Annotated in this window: 10 protein-coding genes; 4 read left to right on the forward strand and 6 right to left on the reverse strand. The window is 73.0% G+C overall.

The window, feature by feature from the left end:
* Together ACILRB_RS11665 and ACILRB_RS11670 are read left to right on the forward strand one after the other, a co-directional pair.
* On the forward strand, window positions 1–5,037 hold a 5,037-nt coding region (locus ACILRB_RS11665; protein WP_395666461.1), incomplete at its 5' end, for an SDR family NAD(P)-dependent oxidoreductase.
* A gap of 2 nt (window positions 5,038–5,039) precedes the next feature.
* The gene (locus tag ACILRB_RS11670; protein WP_395666462.1) at window positions 5,040–6,338 is read left to right on the forward strand and encodes a glycosyltransferase; all 1,299 of its coding nucleotides are present in this window, start codon (window positions 5,040–5,042) and stop codon (window positions 6,336–6,338) included.
* Here the strand turns inward: ACILRB_RS11670 and ACILRB_RS11675 are convergent.
* Window positions 6,299–7,078: a CDP-alcohol phosphatidyltransferase family protein gene (locus tag ACILRB_RS11675; RefSeq protein WP_395666463.1), complete on the reverse strand. Its 780-nt coding sequence runs from the start codon at window positions 7,076–7,078 to the stop codon at window positions 6,299–6,301. The genes ACILRB_RS11670 and ACILRB_RS11675 overlap by 40 nt on opposite strands.
* 193 nt (window positions 7,079–7,271) lie before the next feature.
* On the opposite strand from ACILRB_RS11675, the gene ACILRB_RS11680 reads away from it, so the two are divergent.
* Complete coding sequence (locus tag ACILRB_RS11680; RefSeq protein ID WP_395666464.1) at window positions 7,272–8,537, forward strand: glycosyltransferase; 1,266 nt, start codon at window positions 7,272–7,274, stop codon at window positions 8,535–8,537.
* Here ACILRB_RS11680 and ACILRB_RS11685 read toward each other — a convergent pair.
* Together ACILRB_RS11685 and ACILRB_RS11690 are read right to left on the reverse strand one after the other, a co-directional pair.
* The gene (locus ACILRB_RS11685) at window positions 8,522–9,658 is read right to left on the reverse strand and encodes a hypothetical protein (protein WP_395666465.1); all 1,137 of its coding nucleotides are present in this window, start codon (window positions 9,656–9,658) and stop codon (window positions 8,522–8,524) included. The genes ACILRB_RS11680 and ACILRB_RS11685 overlap by 16 nt on opposite strands.
* A 39-nt stretch (window positions 9,659–9,697) precedes the next feature.
* Window positions 9,698–11,083 (reverse strand): aminotransferase class I/II-fold pyridoxal phosphate-dependent enzyme, encoded by a 1,386-nt coding sequence (locus ACILRB_RS11690; RefSeq protein ID WP_395666466.1) that lies wholly within the window; start codon window positions 11,081–11,083, stop codon window positions 9,698–9,700.
* Between the two features lie 154 nt (window positions 11,084–11,237).
* Here ACILRB_RS11690 and ACILRB_RS11695 point away from each other — a divergent pair, with 154 nt between their 5' ends.
* Complete coding sequence (locus tag ACILRB_RS11695; protein WP_395666467.1) at window positions 11,238–12,137, forward strand: class I SAM-dependent methyltransferase; 900 nt, start codon at window positions 11,238–11,240, stop codon at window positions 12,135–12,137.
* A 12-nt stretch (window positions 12,138–12,149) separates the two neighbouring features.
* Here the strand turns inward: ACILRB_RS11695 and ACILRB_RS11700 are convergent, their stop codons facing one another.
* The 3 genes from ACILRB_RS11700 to ACILRB_RS11710 form a co-directional block, all read right to left on the reverse strand.
* A complete protein-coding gene (locus tag ACILRB_RS11700; protein WP_395666468.1) occupies window positions 12,150–12,800 on the reverse strand; it encodes an ABC transporter ATP-binding protein in 651 nt (216 codons plus the stop codon).
* 3 nt (window positions 12,801–12,803) lie between these two features.
* Complete coding sequence (locus ACILRB_RS11705) at window positions 12,804–14,147, reverse strand: hypothetical protein (RefSeq protein WP_395666469.1); 1,344 nt, start codon at window positions 14,145–14,147, stop codon at window positions 12,804–12,806.
* 137 nt (window positions 14,148–14,284) lie between these two features.
* The gene (locus ACILRB_RS11710) at window positions 14,285–16,126 is read right to left on the reverse strand and encodes a PHA/PHB synthase family protein (RefSeq protein ID WP_395666470.1); all 1,842 of its coding nucleotides are present in this window, start codon (window positions 16,124–16,126) and stop codon (window positions 14,285–14,287) included.

The raw sequence follows: 16,126 nt of genomic DNA on the forward strand, positions 1-16,126 counted from the left end.
GCGCCCGTGCTGTTCATGGAGGCGACGGAGCGCGCCGCGCGCGCGGGCGGCGCGGTGTTCGTCGAGATCGGCCCCAGCGCGACGCTCGTCGGCGACGTCCGCGACGCCGCCGAAGCCGCGGGCGCGGCCGTCGCGGCGCTCGCCGTGCATCGCCAGAAGGGCGACGACCGCGACGCGTTCCGCCGCGCGGCGGCCGAGGCGCTGGCGCAGGGCGCCGACGTCGACATGGACGCGGCCTTCGGCGACGACCCCGGCGCGCAGGACGGGCTGCCCGCCTATCCGTGGCGGCGCAAGACCTTCCGCGTCGCCGAGACGCCGGAGGCGACCGGCCTGCTGACGCCGCGGCCCTCGCGCCCGCTGATCGGAACGCGCGTCCCGGCCGACGGGCTCGAATGGCGCGGCCAGATCGACGCCGCGCTCGTCCCCGCGCTCGCCGACCATCGCGTCGAGGGCCAGATCCTGCTGCCGGGCGCGGGCTTCGTCGAGATGGCGCTCGCCGTCGCCGCCGACCATACGGGCCAGCCCGCGCCGGCGATCGAGCATTTCGAGATCCTCCAGCCGCTCGCCCTGCCCCCGAACGGCGCGCGCGAGACGCTGTGCCGCGTTTCGCCCTCGACCGGCGTCATCGAGATCTTGAGCCGGCCGCGCCTCGTCGCCGCCCCCTTCACGCTGCACGCCCGCGCCCGCATCATCGAGAAGCCCGGCCCCGCGCCGCAGCTTGCGCCGCGCGCGGCCCCGGGCGAAGCCGTCCCCGGCCGCGAGATCTACGCGCGCGCCGAGCGCGTGGGGCTCGACTTCGGCCCCGCCTTCCGCCAGGCCGCCTCGGCGACCCGCCTCGGCCCCCGCACGATCAGGGTCAATCTGAAGCCGCAGCCGGCGCATGCGGCCGGCGCGCGCTACGGCCTCGACCCGGCGCGGCTCGACTCCTGCTTCCACGGGCTGATCCTGCTGTTCGACGACCTCGCGAAGGAGACGGGGGGGCGCCCGGCGGCCTATCTGCCGGTGCGCGTCGGCGAAATCAGGCTTGAGCGGCCGGGCGCGCCGATCGCCGAGGCGCGCATCGACGTCAGGCGCCGCGACGCCCGCGCCATCGTCGCCGATTTCGCGCTTTTTGACGCCGACGGCGCGCTGGTCGCCACGCTGCGCGAGGCGCGCTACCAGGCCGTGCGCACGCCCTTCGCCGGCGACCTCTCGACCCACGCCCTCGCCTGGGTCAGGAGCCTCGCCGACGCCCCGGCCGCGCCGCGCGGCCGCAACCCGCTGACGCCGCAGGCGTTCCTCGACGCTGCCCGGCCCGAGACCGAAACGCTCGGCGAGCCGCCCGAGGCGCTCGTCCTGATCGAGGGCTTCGCCGCGGCCTCGGCCTTCCGCTTCGCGGCCGCGCTGACGCCGGACGCAAGCCTCGCGCCCGACGCGCTCGTCGCCGCGGGGCGGCTCGCGCCCGAACGCGCCGCCTGGTTCGCCGATCTCGTCCGGGGGCTCGTCGAAAGCGGCCTCGCGATCGAGGCGGACGCCGGCGCGAGGCTCGACCGCGCGCTCGCCGACGACCTGCCCGAGCCCGACGCCGTGCTGCGCTCGCTCGCCGCCGACCACCCCGACCGCGCCGCCGAACTGCTGCTCGCCGCCAGGGCCGGCGCGGGGCTCGACGCGCTCGCGCGCGGCGAAAGTTTCGACGGGTTCAGCGCCGCCGCCGTCGACGGCTTCGAACTCGGCTCGGTCGGGGCCGCGGCCGCCGCCGACGGCGTCGCCGTTCTGCTGCGCCGGCTCGCCGAACGCTTCCCGCCGGGGCGCGCCCTGCGCATCCTCGCGCTCGGCTGCGGCCCGCTGCTGCAGCGCCTCGAAGAGGCCGCGCCCGCCGGCGCGGCCCGCCTTTTCCTCCATGACCCCGACCCGATCCGGCTGCAGCGGGCGAAGCTCGCCGCGCCGCCCCAGTCGAGCGTGCTGTTCCTCGACAGCCTCGCGGGCGCCCCGTCGTTCGACCTCATCCTCGCGGCCGACGCGCTCGGCCGGCTCGCGCCCGACGCCGCCGCGCTCGGCCGCCTGCTCGACGCGCTGGCGCCGGGCGGCGCGCTGGCCGCCGTAGAGCCCGCGCCGTCGCTGTTCCGCGACCTCGTCTTCGGCCTCGACGCGGCGCGGCCGCGCGCGGGCCGCGTTCCCGGGCAGGCGGACTGGCGTCGCCGGCTCGAGGCCGCGCGCTTCGCGGAGGCCGACTGCCGCCAGATCGCCACCGCCGCCGGCCCCGCCCTGCTGCTCGTCGCCGCGCGGTCCGGAGGGGCGGAGCGCGCGCCCGCCGCGCCTCCCGCCGCCGCGCTCATTCAGGGCGGGCAGGCGCTGCGCGGCCCGCTGACGGCGGCGCTCGAAGCCGAGGGCTGCGGCTTCGCCGCCGGCGCCGCCGCGCCCGACGTCATCGTCGAGCTGCCCGATCCGCAGGCCGAAGGCGCCGACCCGGTCGCGACGCTCGCCGCGCGCTGCCTCGCGCTCAAAGCTTCGGCCGAGCGGCTCGGCCAGCGCGGCCGGCTCTTCGTCGTCACCCGCGCGGGGCTTGCGGGCGACCGCGCCTCGCCGGTCGAGGCCGGCGTCGCGAGCTTCTCGCGCGTGCTCGCCAATGAAGTCCCGGCGCTCGTCGTGCGCCGCGTCGACCTTGCGGCCGGGCTCGCGCCGCAGGAGGCGGCGCAACGCCTCGCCGCGCTCGTCTGCGGCGAGACGCCGGAGACCGACCTTCTGCTCGAACCCGGCGCGACGCGCGCGCTGCGCCTCGCCCTCGAGGACGAAGACCCCGCGGCGTCGCCGCCCGCGCCCGCCTGCCGGCTCGAAAAGGGCGAGGGCGGCGCGCTCGACCGCATCCGCTGGACGCCGGCGCAGCGCCGCGCGCCGGGCCCGGACGAGATCGAGATCGAGGTCGAGGCGAGCGGCCTCAACTTCCGCGACGTGATGTGGGGCCTCTCGGTCCTGCCCGACGAAATCCTCGAGGACGGCTTCGCCGGGCCGACGCTCGGCCTCGAATGCGCCGGCCGGGTCGTTCGCGTCGGCGAGGGCGTCGCCGGGTTCGCGCCGGGCGACGCGGTCGTCGCCTTCGCCGGCGGCGCCTTCGCCAGTCATGTCACGATCAGGGCCGACGTCGCGGCGCAGATTCCGCCGGGGCTCGGCGCCGAGGCCGCCGCCTCGATCCCGGTCGCCTTCCTCACCGCCTGGCACGCGCTGATCGAATGCGCGCGGCTCGAAGAGGGCGAGACCGTGCTGATCCATGGCGGCGCCGGCGGCGTCGGCCTCGCCGCGCTGCAGATCGCGCGCTGGCGCGGCGCGACGCCCATCGCCACCGCGGGCTCGCCCGAAAAGCGCGACCTGTTGCGCGCGCTCGGCGCGGCGCACGCCTTTGACGGCCGCTCCGGCGGCTTCGTCGACGAGGTGCGCAAAGCCGCGCCGAACGGCGTCTCGGTCGTGCTGAACAGCCTGTCGGGCGAGGCCATGGAGCGCTCGATCGGCCTGCTTGAGCCCTTCGGCCGCTTCATCGAGCTCGGCAAGCGCGATTATGTGGCGAACACCCAGATCGGGCTGCGCCCGTTCCGCCGCAACCTTTCCTACCATGGCGTCGATCTCGACCAGCTGATCCTCGCCCAGCCGGCGAGGGCGCGCCGCCTGTTCCGCGAGGTCATGGCCCTGTTCGCGCAGGGCGCGCTATGGCCTGTTCCCTATCGCGCCTTCAGGGCGCGCGACAGCGTCGAGGCGATGCGGCTGATGCAGCAGTCGGGGCATGTCGGCAAGATCGTCATCGCGCCGCCAAAGCCCGGCGAGACGCGCCTCGCCCCGCACGCGCGCTTCGCCGCCAATCCCGACAAGACCCATCTCGTGACCGGCGGCTTCGGCGGCTTCGGCCTCCAGACCGCGCGCTGGCTGGTCGAGCATGGCGCACGCCATCTGGCGCTCGTCGGGCGCTCGGGCGCGCAGACGCCGGCCGCGCGCCAGGCGCTCGCCGAGCTGCGCGCGGCCGGCGCGCGCGTGCACGCCGCGGCGGTCGACATGCGCGACGAGGCGGCGGTCGCCGAGCTTCTCGCCACGCTCGCGGCCGAGGCTCCGCCGCTCGGCGGCGTCATGCATGCGGCGGCCGAGCTCGACGACGGCCTCATCGCCCATCTCGACGGCGCAAAGCTCGCGGGCGCGCTCGGCGCCAAGGCCGCCGGAGCCGAACTCCTCGACCGGCTGACGCGCGACGCGCCGCTCGACTATTTCGTGCTGTTCTCCTCGGCGACGACAGCGATCGGCAATCCCGGACAGGGCGCCTATGTCGCCGCCAACGGCTATCTCGAAGGGCTCGCGCGCCGCCGCCGCGCCGAGGGCCTGCCGGCGCTCGCCGTCGCCTGGGGCGCGATCGAGGACGTCGGCATGCTCGCGCGCAACCGGGCCGTGCGCGAGGCGCTCGCGACCCGCGCCGGCGTCAGGGCGATGCCCGCGCGCCGCGCCCTCGAACTTCTGGGCGAGGCTCTGGCGCGGCCCGCGGCGCAGGCCGACGGCGTGCTCGTCGTGGCCGACATGAACTGGCGCCTCGCGCGCCAGAACCTGCCGCTGCTCGGCGCGCCGGCCTACGCCCGCCTTACGAGCGGCGAGGCCGCAGCCGAGTCGGTCGAGCGCGTCCGCATCGACCTCGCCGGCCTCGTCGCGGCGAAAGACCCCGACGAGGTCAGAAAGATCGTGGGCGACGTGATCGTGGAAGAGATCGCGCGCATCCTGCGCCTGCCGGCCGACGCCATGAGCCGGACCCGGCCGCTCGCCGAGATCGGCCTCGATTCGCTGATGGCGGTCGAGCTTGGCGCGAGCCTCGAAGAGCGGCTGTCGCTCGACGCGCCGCTTTCGGCCTCGGCCGGCGGCCTCAACGTGCGCGAGCTCGCCGAGCATATCGTGGCAGCCTCGGCCGGCGCCGCCGACGAGGGCGAGGCGGCGGCGCTGAGCCTCGCCGAAAAGCATCTCGGCCGCCCCGTCGACGCGCCGCTGACCGCGCTCGTCGAGGAGCGCAGCCGCAACCTGACCCAGATCCTGCGCTGACCGTGCCGCGCCCCGTCGCCTATGACGTCACGCGGCTCGCGACGCGGGTTCTCTCGCGCACGCCGAACGGCATCGACCGGATCGATTCCGCCTTCGCCGCGCGCTATCTCCTGGCCCGGCCGGACGACGCCATCGCGGTGATGATGGGGCTTGCCGCCCGGCCGCGCGTGGTCTCGGCGGCGGGCGCGGCCGACATCGTCGAGGGCGTCGCGCGCCACTGGGGCGAGGACGAGACGCCCGAGGCCGACGACGCCCATCTGCGGGTGCGGGCCTTTCTCGAAGGGCGCGCGCCCCGGACCGGCGCCGGCGCGGCGCGCGTGGCGCGCGGACGAACGGGGCGGGCGCAGGGCGTCGGAGCCTGGCTGCGCCGCCACGGCTTTCCGCTGGGCGAAGCGCCCGAGACGGCGCTGCCCGAAGGCGCGCGCTATCTCAACGTCAGCCAGTTCCCGCTGTGGATTCCGGGCTATTTCTCATGGCTCAGGAAGCGCCCCGACGTGCGCGCCGCCTTCTTCATCCATGACGTGCTGCCGCTCGAACACCCGGAATATTTCCGTCCGGCCGAATTCGAGCGCCACCAGCGCCGCCTCGCCAATCTCGCGGCCTTCGCCGCGGGCGCGGTCGTGACCACCGGCGCGGTGCGCGCCGCGCTGCGCGAGCGCCTCAAGCCGCTCGGGCGCGCCGACCTGCCGATTCATGTCGCGCCGATCCCGCCCGCGCCGGTTTTTTCGCGGCCGGCGCCGGCCAGAACGGCGTCGGGCGGCGCGCCCTATTTCGTCGCCTGCGGCACCATCGAGCCGCGCAAGAACCATCTGCTGCTGCTGCATGTCTGGCGCGAGCTGGCGCGGCGCGCGCCGGGCGAGGTCCCGAAGCTCGTGCTCGTCGGGGCGCGCGGCTGGGAAAACGAGAATGTCGTCGACCTGCTCGAACGCTGCCCGGCGGTCGCGGGCCATGTGGTCGAAGCCTCGGGCCTGTCGACGCCGGGCCTGAAGGCGCTGCTCGACGGCGCCTGCGCGCTGCTCGCCCCCTCATTCGCGGAAGGCTACGGCCTGCCGATCCCGGAGGCGCTCGCGGCCGGCGTGCCGGTGATCGCCTCGGACATCCCGGCTTTCCATGAGAGCGGCGCCGGCGCGATCGTGCCCCTGAGCCCGCTCGACGGGGAGGGGTGGCTTGCGGCCGTGCGCGCCTTCGCGCGGGAGGGCTCGCCCGAGCGGGCGGCGGCGCAGGCGAAGGCGCGAAGCTTCCGCCCGCCGGACTGGGACGCCTATTTCGCCGAGGTCGAGAGCTTCGTCGACGGCCTCTGAGCCGGCGCGCGCGACGCCGCCCTTGCGCGCAGGACGGCGTCGTCCTCGGCGCGCAGGCGGCGCGCGGCGGCGGCGAGATTGACGACGAACAGCGCGACGAACACCGAGCCGATCACGCAGAAGGTCAGGTCATAGATCGAGAAGCTCTGGCCGAGGACGCGCATCGTCTCCGGACCGGCCGAGAACATCCAGACGTTGATGGCGATGAGGCCGAGGCGCAGCTCGGTCGGGCCGAGCGCAAGGAACGAAAGCTGGAACCGGCCCGAAGCGTGATTGTACAGGAACACGTACATGCACAGGAGATAATAGCCGATCAGCACGAACAGCGCGACGTCGAGGCGCACATAGGGCGAAAGGCCGAGCCCGCCGAGAATGACGAGATTGCACAGCGCGTCCGAGCCATGGTCGAGCACATAGCCGTAGCGCGGCCGCTCGACGCGCCGGAAGCGCGCCAGGCTGCCGTCGAGCGAATCGCCGAACCAGTGAATGACGAAGCCGAGATTGGCGAGCCAGAAAAAGGCCGGGTCGAAACGGGCGAGCGCATAGCCCAGAAACACGACGCCCGCGCCCACGCCCGCAAGCGCGGTCAGCCGGTCGGGCGTGACGAAGGCCGGCATGCGGGCGCACAGAAAATCGAGCAGGGCGCGCTCGGCGCGCGCGAGCACGTTGCCCTGCACGCGCACGGTGGGCCGCGCCGCCTCCTCGCTCTTGAAGGACTCGATGTCGATGGATTGGGTCAAGCCCGCGCTCCCCGCCGCTTCGATCATGGTCTGGTCGTCCCCGCAGCCGGCGCAGGCGTAGCGCCGCATTGCGGCGGAGTGACGGCTGATCAATCAAAAAAGGCGCCAGCATGACGCTCGGGGGCGCGCTTCGCCGCATGGCCCGGAGGCGCCGCAGATTAAGAAAACAGGCGAAAGTTTAAGAAATCTGCGCATGATGCGCGCTCCTCGGGTCGGGCGCGCGATGACTTCGTTCCTGTCGGCGGCGGCCTTCGCCGCTTTCTTTTTCTGGGCCGTCGTCGCGGTCGCGAGCACGCTGTCGGCCTGGCGCTACGTCTGGGGCCTGCCGCTCGCCGAGACGCCGGGACGCACGCCGCCCGTCGCCGTGATCGTCGCGGTCAAGGGCGCGGGCGCGGCGACCGAGGCCTTTCTGGCGCGGCTGCGCGCGCAGGACTATCCCGCCTATCGCGTCGTCGCCGCCGTCGAGCATGAGGACGACCCGGCCTTTCGCCTGCTCGCCGACGCGCGCGCGGCGCCCGGCGCGCCGCTCGAACTGGTCGTCGCCGGCCGCACGCAGCGGGGCGGGCAGAAGGTCGCGAATCTGCTGGCGGCGCTTGAGCGGCTCGGCCCCGGCGACGAGATCGTGGCCTTCACCGACGCCGACACGCTGCCAGGCCCGCGCTGGCTGCCGCGCCTCGTCTCGGCGCTGGTCGACGCCCATCGCGACGCGGCGACGGGCTATCGCTGGATCCTGCCGGCCGACGGGCGGCTCTCCTCGTGTTTCGTCGCCGCCGCCAACGCCTCGATCGTGACCATGCCGCGCGTCGCCGAGGCCGTGAACCTGTGCTGGGGCGGCTCGACCGCGCTGCCGCGCGCGACGCTCGAACGCGCCGACGTCAAGGCCTTCTGGCGCGGCGCGCTCAGCGACGACCTGCAGATGACCCGCGCGCTGCGCGCCGCGGCAATCGCGGTCCATTCGCCGCGCCAGAGCCTGCTGCTGTCGCCGTTTTCGGCCTCATGGCGCGAGGCCTTCGCCTTCGGGCGGCGGCAATATCGCATCGTGCTGCTGCATGAGCCGCTGCTGTGGGCCTTCGCCGTCGCGACGCTTGCGCTGCCGCTCGGCTGCGGGCTGTTCGCGCTCTGGCTCGCGCTTCACGGCGACCCGGCCGGCCTCGCCTTTCTCATTGCCGCGGCGGCGCTCGGCGACATGCGCTTCCGCTGCCGGCGCCGCATCGTGGCGGCGCTATGGCCCGAGACGGCGCAGGCCGACCTCAGGCTCTACTGGCGCGTCGAGCGCTTTTTGCGCCCGTTGTGGCAGGGGTTTCATCTTGCCTGCGCGCTCGGGGCGCTCGGCTCGCGCCGCATCTCATGGGCCGGGACGGAGTATCTGGTGCGCGCGCCCCAGGACGTCGACGTTCTGGCGCGCCGCGCGACGTTTGAGGCCGCCGCGCCGCAGGCGCGCGTTCAGAGCGCCGACTGATAGACGCGGAACACGCGGGCGCGGCGCGCCGGCAGGCTCTCCACGAGGTTGAGCACGGCGCGGTTCGTTTCGAGCATCCAGCTGATCTCGACGCCCTCGACGCCGGCGCGCCGCGCGGCGTCGAGCGCCTCGGCGAGCAGCAGCGAGACGGCGAGCGCGCCGGTCCGCGTGCCGCGCCATTTGCGGGCGACGCCGATCATCGGCACGCGCGTCAGTCGCGTCGCCCCGAGATGCGTGCCGGCGAGCGCCCTGATCCAGCCGAACGGCCAGAGCCGGCCGTGGAGCCCGCGCAGGGCCTCGTTGACGTCGGGAATCTGGGCGAGCACGGCGACGTCCTCGCCGCCGGCGCGCGCGAGGCGGATCCAGGTCGGGCGCGCCACCGGCAGGGTCAGCGCGGCGATCATCTTCGCCTCGGCGTCGCTCACCGGAATCGAGCCCCAGTTGTCGGCCCAGGCGTCGTTGTAGAGGTCGAGCACGCGCCGGAACCCGCGCGCGAAGCCCGTCAGCGTCAGCCCCTCGGTCACGACGCCGCGCACGCCGGCCCGCGCCGCAAGCCGCGCGACGCGCTCGGGAAAATCCGTCGTCCCGACGTCGCAGACATAGGCGTAAAGGTCCATCGCCTTGACGAGGCCGAGCGCTTCGAGCCGCGCCGCGTAATGCGGCGGCGCGTGATTGGTGCGCACGACATGCGGCTCGTCGAAGCCCTCGACGAGCAGCCCGGCCTCATGGTTGATGGTGAGGCTGAACGGCCCGCGCATCAGGCGCATGCCGCGCGCGCGCAGAAAATCGCCCGCCGCGCCGAGCAGGGCGGCGAAGACCTCCGCGTCGTCGACCGCCTCGATCAGGCCGAAATGGCCGCAGGCGTCATGATATTTCGCGAGATGGGCGCGGTTGACGACCGCGGCGATCCGCCCGACCGGGACGCCGTCGCGCAGCGCCACGAAGGCCCCGACCTCGTTCTCGCGCAGGACCGGCGAGCGTTTCGGGTCGAGCGCGCGGCGCGTCTCCTCGGCCGGAAGCTCGATCCAGCGCGAATTTCTCGCCTGCCCCGCCCGCGCCGCGGCGATGAAGGCCTCAACGTCGGCGCGCGAACGCGCCTCGCGCAGCTCAAGCCCTGTCACCGCCCGGCCTTTCTCGTCAGCCCCCTCGGGCGCATTCCGTCAGCCCTTTTGGGCGAAGCCGCAGACGTCGCGCAGCGCGGGGTTGGCGTTGACCGCCTCGATCGCGCGGCCGACCGCCCCGATCGTGAAGGCGATCTGCTCGCGCGTGTGCTCGCTCGTGACAAAGAAGCGCAGCCGCGCGCCGCGCTCGGGCACGGCCGGATGAATGATCGGCTGCACATTGACGCCGCGCGCGAACAGCTCCTGCGAGAGCGCGACCGCGCCGACCGAATTGCCGGTGACGATGGGCACGATCGCCTCGCCCGCGCTCAGGCCGACGTCGAGCCCCGCGGCCTTCGCGCTCGCAAGGAAGCAAAGGCCCGCCGCGCGCAGCCGCCCGACCCGCTCGGGCTCCTGGCGCATGAGCGCGAGCGCGGCTTCGGCCGCGGCCGCGAGCGGCGGCGACAGGCCGACCGAATAGACGAAGCCGCCCGACATGCATTTGAGATATTCGACCAGCGCCTGCGCGCCGGCGACGAAGCCGCCGCAGGCCGCGAGCGTCTTCGACAGCGTGCCCATCCAGATGTCGACCTCGCGCGGGTCGACGCCCGCCGCCTCGAACAGGCCGAAGCCGCGCGCGCCGAGAACGCCGAGCCCATGCGCCTCGTCGACCATCAGCCAGGCGTCGTGGCGCCGCTTGATCTCGACGAGCCGGGCGAGGTCCGGGCTGTCGCCGTCCATGCTGTAGAGCCCCTCGACCACGATCAGGCAGCGCTGGGCCGCGCCGCGATGGGTCCTCAGCACATCCTCGAGCGCGTCATAGTCGTTGTGCGGAAAGCTGCGCCGCTCGGCGCGGGAGAGCTGCGCGCCGAGCGTGATCGAATTATGCGCGAAACTGTCGTGGACGATGAGATCCTTCGGCCCCATGAGCGCGCCGATGGTCGAGACATTGGCGCCATGGCCGCTGACGAAGACGACGCAGTCCTCCTGCCCGTAATGGGCGGCGAGCGCCGCTTCGAGCGCGCGATGGCCGGGCCGCTCGCCGGCGACGACGCGGCTCGCCGAGGCCGAGGTTCCGTAAAGGTCGATGGCCCGCCGCGCCGCCGCGCGCACGGGTTCGCAGCCATTGAGGCCGAGATAGTCGTAGGACGAGAAATTGACGAAGCTTTTGCCGTCGATGACGGTGGTCGCCCCGGCCGCCGTCTCGTGCAGGCGGAAGAACGGGTTTTCGAGCCCGACGACCGCCGCCATGGCGCGTTGCAGCCGCAGCTCCTGATAGCCCGGCAGGGTCGAAAAATCGGTCGCCTCCGGGCGCGCGCCCTGCGCCGCCGGCTCGGGCGCCGGCGCGTCGGCGGATTTCGCCTGCGCGCCGAGACGGTTGGCGAAGAGGCGCCCGAGCTTGCGCCTTTCGTCCTCGCCGAGATCCGGCCGTCCCCGCGCGCTCATCGCCGCCCTTTCTGTCCGTCCGGGGCGCGCCGAGCGCGGCCCTCGCCCCGACGGCGCCGCCGTCCGTCTGTATCGGCGCCGGCGCGCGACGTAAAGTTGTGATAAGCCGCCGGGGCCGCTAGGCTCGGCGTAACGCGCGCGCTCAGGAGGCCGCTTGACCCATTTGGATCATGCCCCGCCCTGCCCCGTCACCGGCGCGCCGGCGGCGTTCGTGCAGAGCGTCGGCTGCGGCTTTCTGGCGAAGCTGTGGAAGATCGAGTTCGGCGTCGACGCCGGCCCGAGCCTCGCCGGCCATGACCGGCTCTCGCTCTGGCGCTCGCCGACCGGGCTCATGTTCTTCGATCCCGCGCCCGAGGGCGACGCGCGGTTCTACAAAAGCTTTTACGCGCGGCTCGGCGACAGGGCGCTGCCCGGCCCCGGCCGCCCGCGCGCCGAATATGAGATGGCGGCGCGCCTTGCGCCGCGCGGCGGGCGCGTGCTCGACGTCGGCGCGGGGGCCGCGCAGGCGTTCCGGCCGTTTTGCGAAGGCGCCGACTATCACGCCTTCGACCCGCATTTCTCGCCGGGCTCGGCCTTCGCCGAAGACGCCGGCTTCGACCTCGTCTGCGCCTTCCAGGTGATCGAGCATGTGGCGCGGCCCGCGCCCTTCTTCGCCCGCATGGCGCAGGCGGCGCGGCCCGGCGGGCGCGTCGCGCTCTCGGTTCCGCACGCCCCTTCGGCCATGACGCGCCTGCCGAATTTCCTGATGAACGCGCCGCCGCATCATCTCACATGGTGGACGCGCGACGCGCTCGAAGCGCTTTGCGCGCGCGAGGGGCTTGAGGCCGAGGCCGTGCTGGCGATTCCCTGGGGGCCGATCGACTCGCTGATTTTCTGGGCGTCGCGCTGCACGCCGGGGCGGCGCGCGCTTTACTACAGGGCGGCGTGGTCGTGGCACGCGGCGGCGCTGCTCGGCTTTGCGCTGGGCTTCGCCGCGAACGCGGCGTTCGGGCCGCCGCGGCCGACGCGCGACGAAGGCGCGGGACTGCTGCTGATCGCCCGCAAGCCCTTGTAGACGATGATGACGTCAGTGCGCCTTGCGATAGAACTCGACGGCGTCGTCGATGTCGCCGAAGGCGAGCAGCTTGCCGCGATGCAGCACGAGGCCGCGGTCGCAATAGGTCTTGATGGTGCCGACGTCATGCGACACCATGATCATGCTGGAGCGGCCGCGCTTCTCGTCAAAGGCCTGGCGCGCGCGCAACGTGAAGCGGCTGTCGCCGACCGCGGTGATCTCGTCGACGAGATAGCAGTCGAAGTCGATCGCCATCGACAGGCCGAAGGCGAGGCGCGCGCCCATGCCCGAAGAATAGGTGCCGACCGGCATGTCGAAATAGGGCCCGAGTTCGGCGAAATAATCGACGAACTCCATCACGCGGCGCAGGTCCGCGCCATAGATGCGGCTCACGAACTTGATGTTCTCGCGCCCCGTCATCATCGGATGGAAGCCGCCGCCAAAGCCAAGCGGCCATGACAGGCGCACGTCGCGCCGGATATGGCCGACGTTGGGCAGTTCGGTGCCGGCGAGAAGCCGCAGCAGCGTCGACTTTCCGGTCCCGTTCGGCCCGAAGATTCCATAGGAATGGCGCGTGTCGAAGGTGTAGCTGACATTGTCGAGCACCACCTTGCGATGGTTCTCGGTCCTGTAGACCTTGGTCACGCCGAGGAGGCGGATCATGGCTCAGCCGATCCCGAGGCGGCGCATCAGCCTGCGCCCGCCAAGGTAGAGCAGCGCCGCGGCGCCGACGCTCAACAGGCTGAACAGCATGCGCATCGGCCCGCTCGGCTCATAGGGCAGCGCCGGGGCGACGAAGGCCGCGAGATAGACTTTCTTCTCCTGGGCGTTGACCTTTGCGCGTTCGAGCGCCGCGGCCGCCTGGGTGTATTGCTTCTCGGCGATCTGGCGTTCGAGTTCGAGCTCGTCGAAGCGGGTGATCTTGGCCGAGAGCGCGTCGGGCTGCGAGGCCGTCTGCGAGGTGACCTGCGCCTCAAGGCTGGCGATCTGCTCGCCGATCACGTCGGCGCGCGCGCGCATGATCTGCACCTGCGGCGCGTTGGCCCCGACCCTGCCGCGCGCCGCCGCCTTGATGTCCTGTTCGATGTGGATCTTCTCGAGCCTGAGTTCCGAGACGAGCTTGTCGACGCCCTCGGCGGCGCGGCGCGGATCGAGCGTCGCCTGGGCGTTGCGCAGGTCGCGCAGGGCGAGGCGCGCCGCCGAAAGCCGGTCCTCGGCGCGCGAAAGCTCGGTTTCGGCGAGCGTCACGGCGTCGTTCAGCGCGCGCGTCGACAGGCCGTTGACGAGGCGCTCGCTCAGCGAGACCGCGGCGTCGGCGATCTTCAGCGTGTCCTGCGGCGAATAGGCGTAGACCCTTAAGGTGACGATGCCCGAGGGGGATTCGATCGAGGTCTGGACGTGCGAGCGCCAGTATTTGGCGAATTTCTCGATCGGCAGGCTCGGGTCGAAACGTGAGAAAGAGTCGATTCCGGGGCGCGAATAGAGCGCGCGCAGGTCGACCTCCTTTTCGAGCGCCTCGACGATCGCCTGGCTCTTCACGTAATCGGCGACGATCAGGGAGTCCTGCACCTGGGTGAAGGAGCCGAGTCCCGTCAGCAGCGACACGGCGTCGGAGGCGACGCGCTCGCCGCCGCGCACGGCGAAGCGCGACTCGGACAGATAGACGCTCGAGGCGAAGACCGAAAAATACAGCACGCCGGCGAGCGCCGGCAGGGCGAACAGCAGCGCGAAGGCGACCATGGCGCCGCGCTCGCGGCGCAGGCGCCTGAGGCCGGAGCCGCTGAAATAGGCGCCGACGCGCTGCGGCAGGCGTCCCGCGCCGGCGCGCGGACGGGCGGCGCGCAGGGCCCGCGCGGCGCTGCGCCATTCCTCGGCGGCGGCGGCGGCTTTTTTGAGCGAGGACGCCTGCGCCAGCGCGAGCGCGCGCGACTTCTCGCGCTTCGCCGCTTCGCCCGCGTCCGTCATGGGGTCCGCGGCGGCGTCGACCTCCCGCTCGTCGGCGTCGGTCATCGCGCCTCGAATTCCGGGCGGCGGCCGGCGGGCCGCCGCCGACACGCAGGGAAGCAAGCGTCGGGCTGCATGGGGCCGGACCCTATCAAATCGGGCCGCGCGCGCAAGTTTCGGCGAAGCGGGCGCGCGCGCGGGCCTCAGCGCATCATGACATAGCCGCCCGGCGCGGCCTCGAGCGGCGGATAGCCCGCGAGCGGCGCGCCCATCGGCGGCGGGGCCACGGGCGCCGGCGACGAGCGCGCGTCGAGCCAGTCGGCGAAGGCCGGCCACCATGAGCCGGTCTCGCGGCGCGCCGCCTCGCGCCATTCGTCGGCGGCGAGGCACGGCCCGTCGGCGGCCTTGGCGGCGATCTGGTAGCGCCGGCGCGGCCGCCCGGGCTCGGAGACGATGCCGGCGTTATGCCCGCCGCTCGTCAGCACGAAGGTCACGTCGGCGTCGCCGCACAGATAATGGATCTTGTAGACCGAGCGCCAGGGCGCGATATGGTCGCGCTCCGTGCCGACGACGAACAGCGGGACGCGCAGGTTCTGCAGCGCCACGGCGCGGCCGTCGACCATCACCCGCCCCGCGGCCAGCTCGTTGCCGAGATAGAAGCGGCGCAGATATTCGGCGTGCATGCGATAGGGCATGCGCGTCGAATCGGCGTTCCAGGCCATGAGGTCGAACATCGGGCTGCGCTCGCCCATGAGATATTCATGCACGTGCCGCGACCAGATGAGGTCGTTCGAGCGCAACAGCTGGAACGCCCCGGCCATCTGGTCGGACGAGAGGAAGCCCCTGTTCCACATCATGCTTTCGAGAAAGCGCGTCTGGCTGTCGTCGATGAACAGGGCGAGCTCGCCGGGCTCTGAGAAATCGGTCTGGGCGGCGAGCAGGGTCAGCGAGGCGAGCCGGTCGTCGCCCGAGCGCGCCATCGCCGCGGCGGCGATCGACAGCAGCGTGCCGCCGAGGCAGTAGCCCGCCGCATGGACCCTGCGGCCCGGCAGGATCGCCGCGATGGCGTCGAGCGCCGCCATGACGCCCATGCGGCGATAGTCGTCGAGCCCGAGGTCGCGGTCGCCGGCGTCGGGATTGCGCCACGAGATGCAGAACACCGTATGGCCGCGCTGCGTCAGGTAGCGGATCAGCGAATTGTGCGGCGACAGGTCGAGAATGTAATATTTCATGATCCACGCCGGCGTGACGAGGATCGGCTCGGCCTTCACGACCTCCGTCGCCGGGGCGTACTGGATCAGCTCCATCAGATGGTTGCGCAGCACGACGCGGCCGGGCGTGACGGCCACGTCGCGGCCGGGGATGAAATTTTCCGCGCCGACGGGGGGGCGCCCGGTCGCGAGCCGGCTCGCGTCTTCGAGCCAGTTGGCGAAGCCCTCCGCGAAATTGGCGCCGAAGGTCGAGACCGCCTTGTCGATCACGTCCGGGTTGGCGAACGGGTTGTTCGAGGGCGAAAACACGTCGAGCATCTGCCGCGCCATGAAGGACACGACGTCCTCGTGATGGCGCGCGACGCCCGGCACCTCATGGGTGGCGTTGTGCCACCATTGCTGCGCCAGCAGAAAGCTCTGCGCGAACAGCGCGTGCGGCTGCCGGCGCCAGCCCGGCGAGGCGAAACGCAGGTCGCCGGGCAGCGGCTCGATGCAGGGCGGCGCGTCCTTCGAGACGCTCGCGGCGACGAGATGGGCGAAAAGGCGCAGGCTCTTGCGCTGCGCCTTGGCGGCAAGCTCCATGCGCTTGCCGGGCGCGCCCGCGAGATGGACCGCCCAGTCGAACGAGGCGAGCGCGAGCGCGGCCGGCGACAGGCCGCCGGTGGCCTGGCCGAGCAGCGCCTCCCACATGCGGTCGACGGCGCGATAGGCCTCGCCGCCAAGGCTTTCCGCCTGCGGCGCGAAGGACGGGGCGGGCGGCGCGGCCGGAACGGGCAAGGGGGCGGCGGGCGCGGCCGGCGGGAATGGGAGGAGGGTCTGCGGCTTCGCGTCCAT

The sequence above is a fragment of the Methylocella sp. genome, from assembly GCF_044226135.1.
Classification (GTDB): domain Bacteria; phylum Pseudomonadota; class Alphaproteobacteria; order Rhizobiales; family Beijerinckiaceae; genus Methylocapsa.

Excerpts from the sequence above, each read along its gene's own strand:
- ACILRB_RS11680 (WP_395666464.1), top strand. The coding sequence starts at position 7,272 with ATGATGCGCGCTCCTCGGGTCGGGCGCGCGATGACTTCGTTCCTGTCG.
- ACILRB_RS11690 (WP_395666466.1), bottom strand. The coding sequence starts at position 11,083 with ATGAGCGCGCGGGGACGGCCGGATCTCGGCGAGGACGAAAGGCGCAAG.
- ACILRB_RS11700 (WP_395666468.1), bottom strand. The coding sequence starts at position 12,800 with ATGATCCGCCTCCTCGGCGTGACCAAGGTCTACAGGACCGAGAACCAT.
- ACILRB_RS11705 (WP_395666469.1), bottom strand. The coding sequence starts at position 14,147 with ATGACCGACGCCGACGAGCGGGAGGTCGACGCCGCCGCGGACCCCATG.
- ACILRB_RS11710 (WP_395666470.1), bottom strand. The coding sequence starts at position 16,126 with ATGGACGCGAAGCCGCAGACCCTCCTCCCATTCCCGCCGGCCGCGCCC.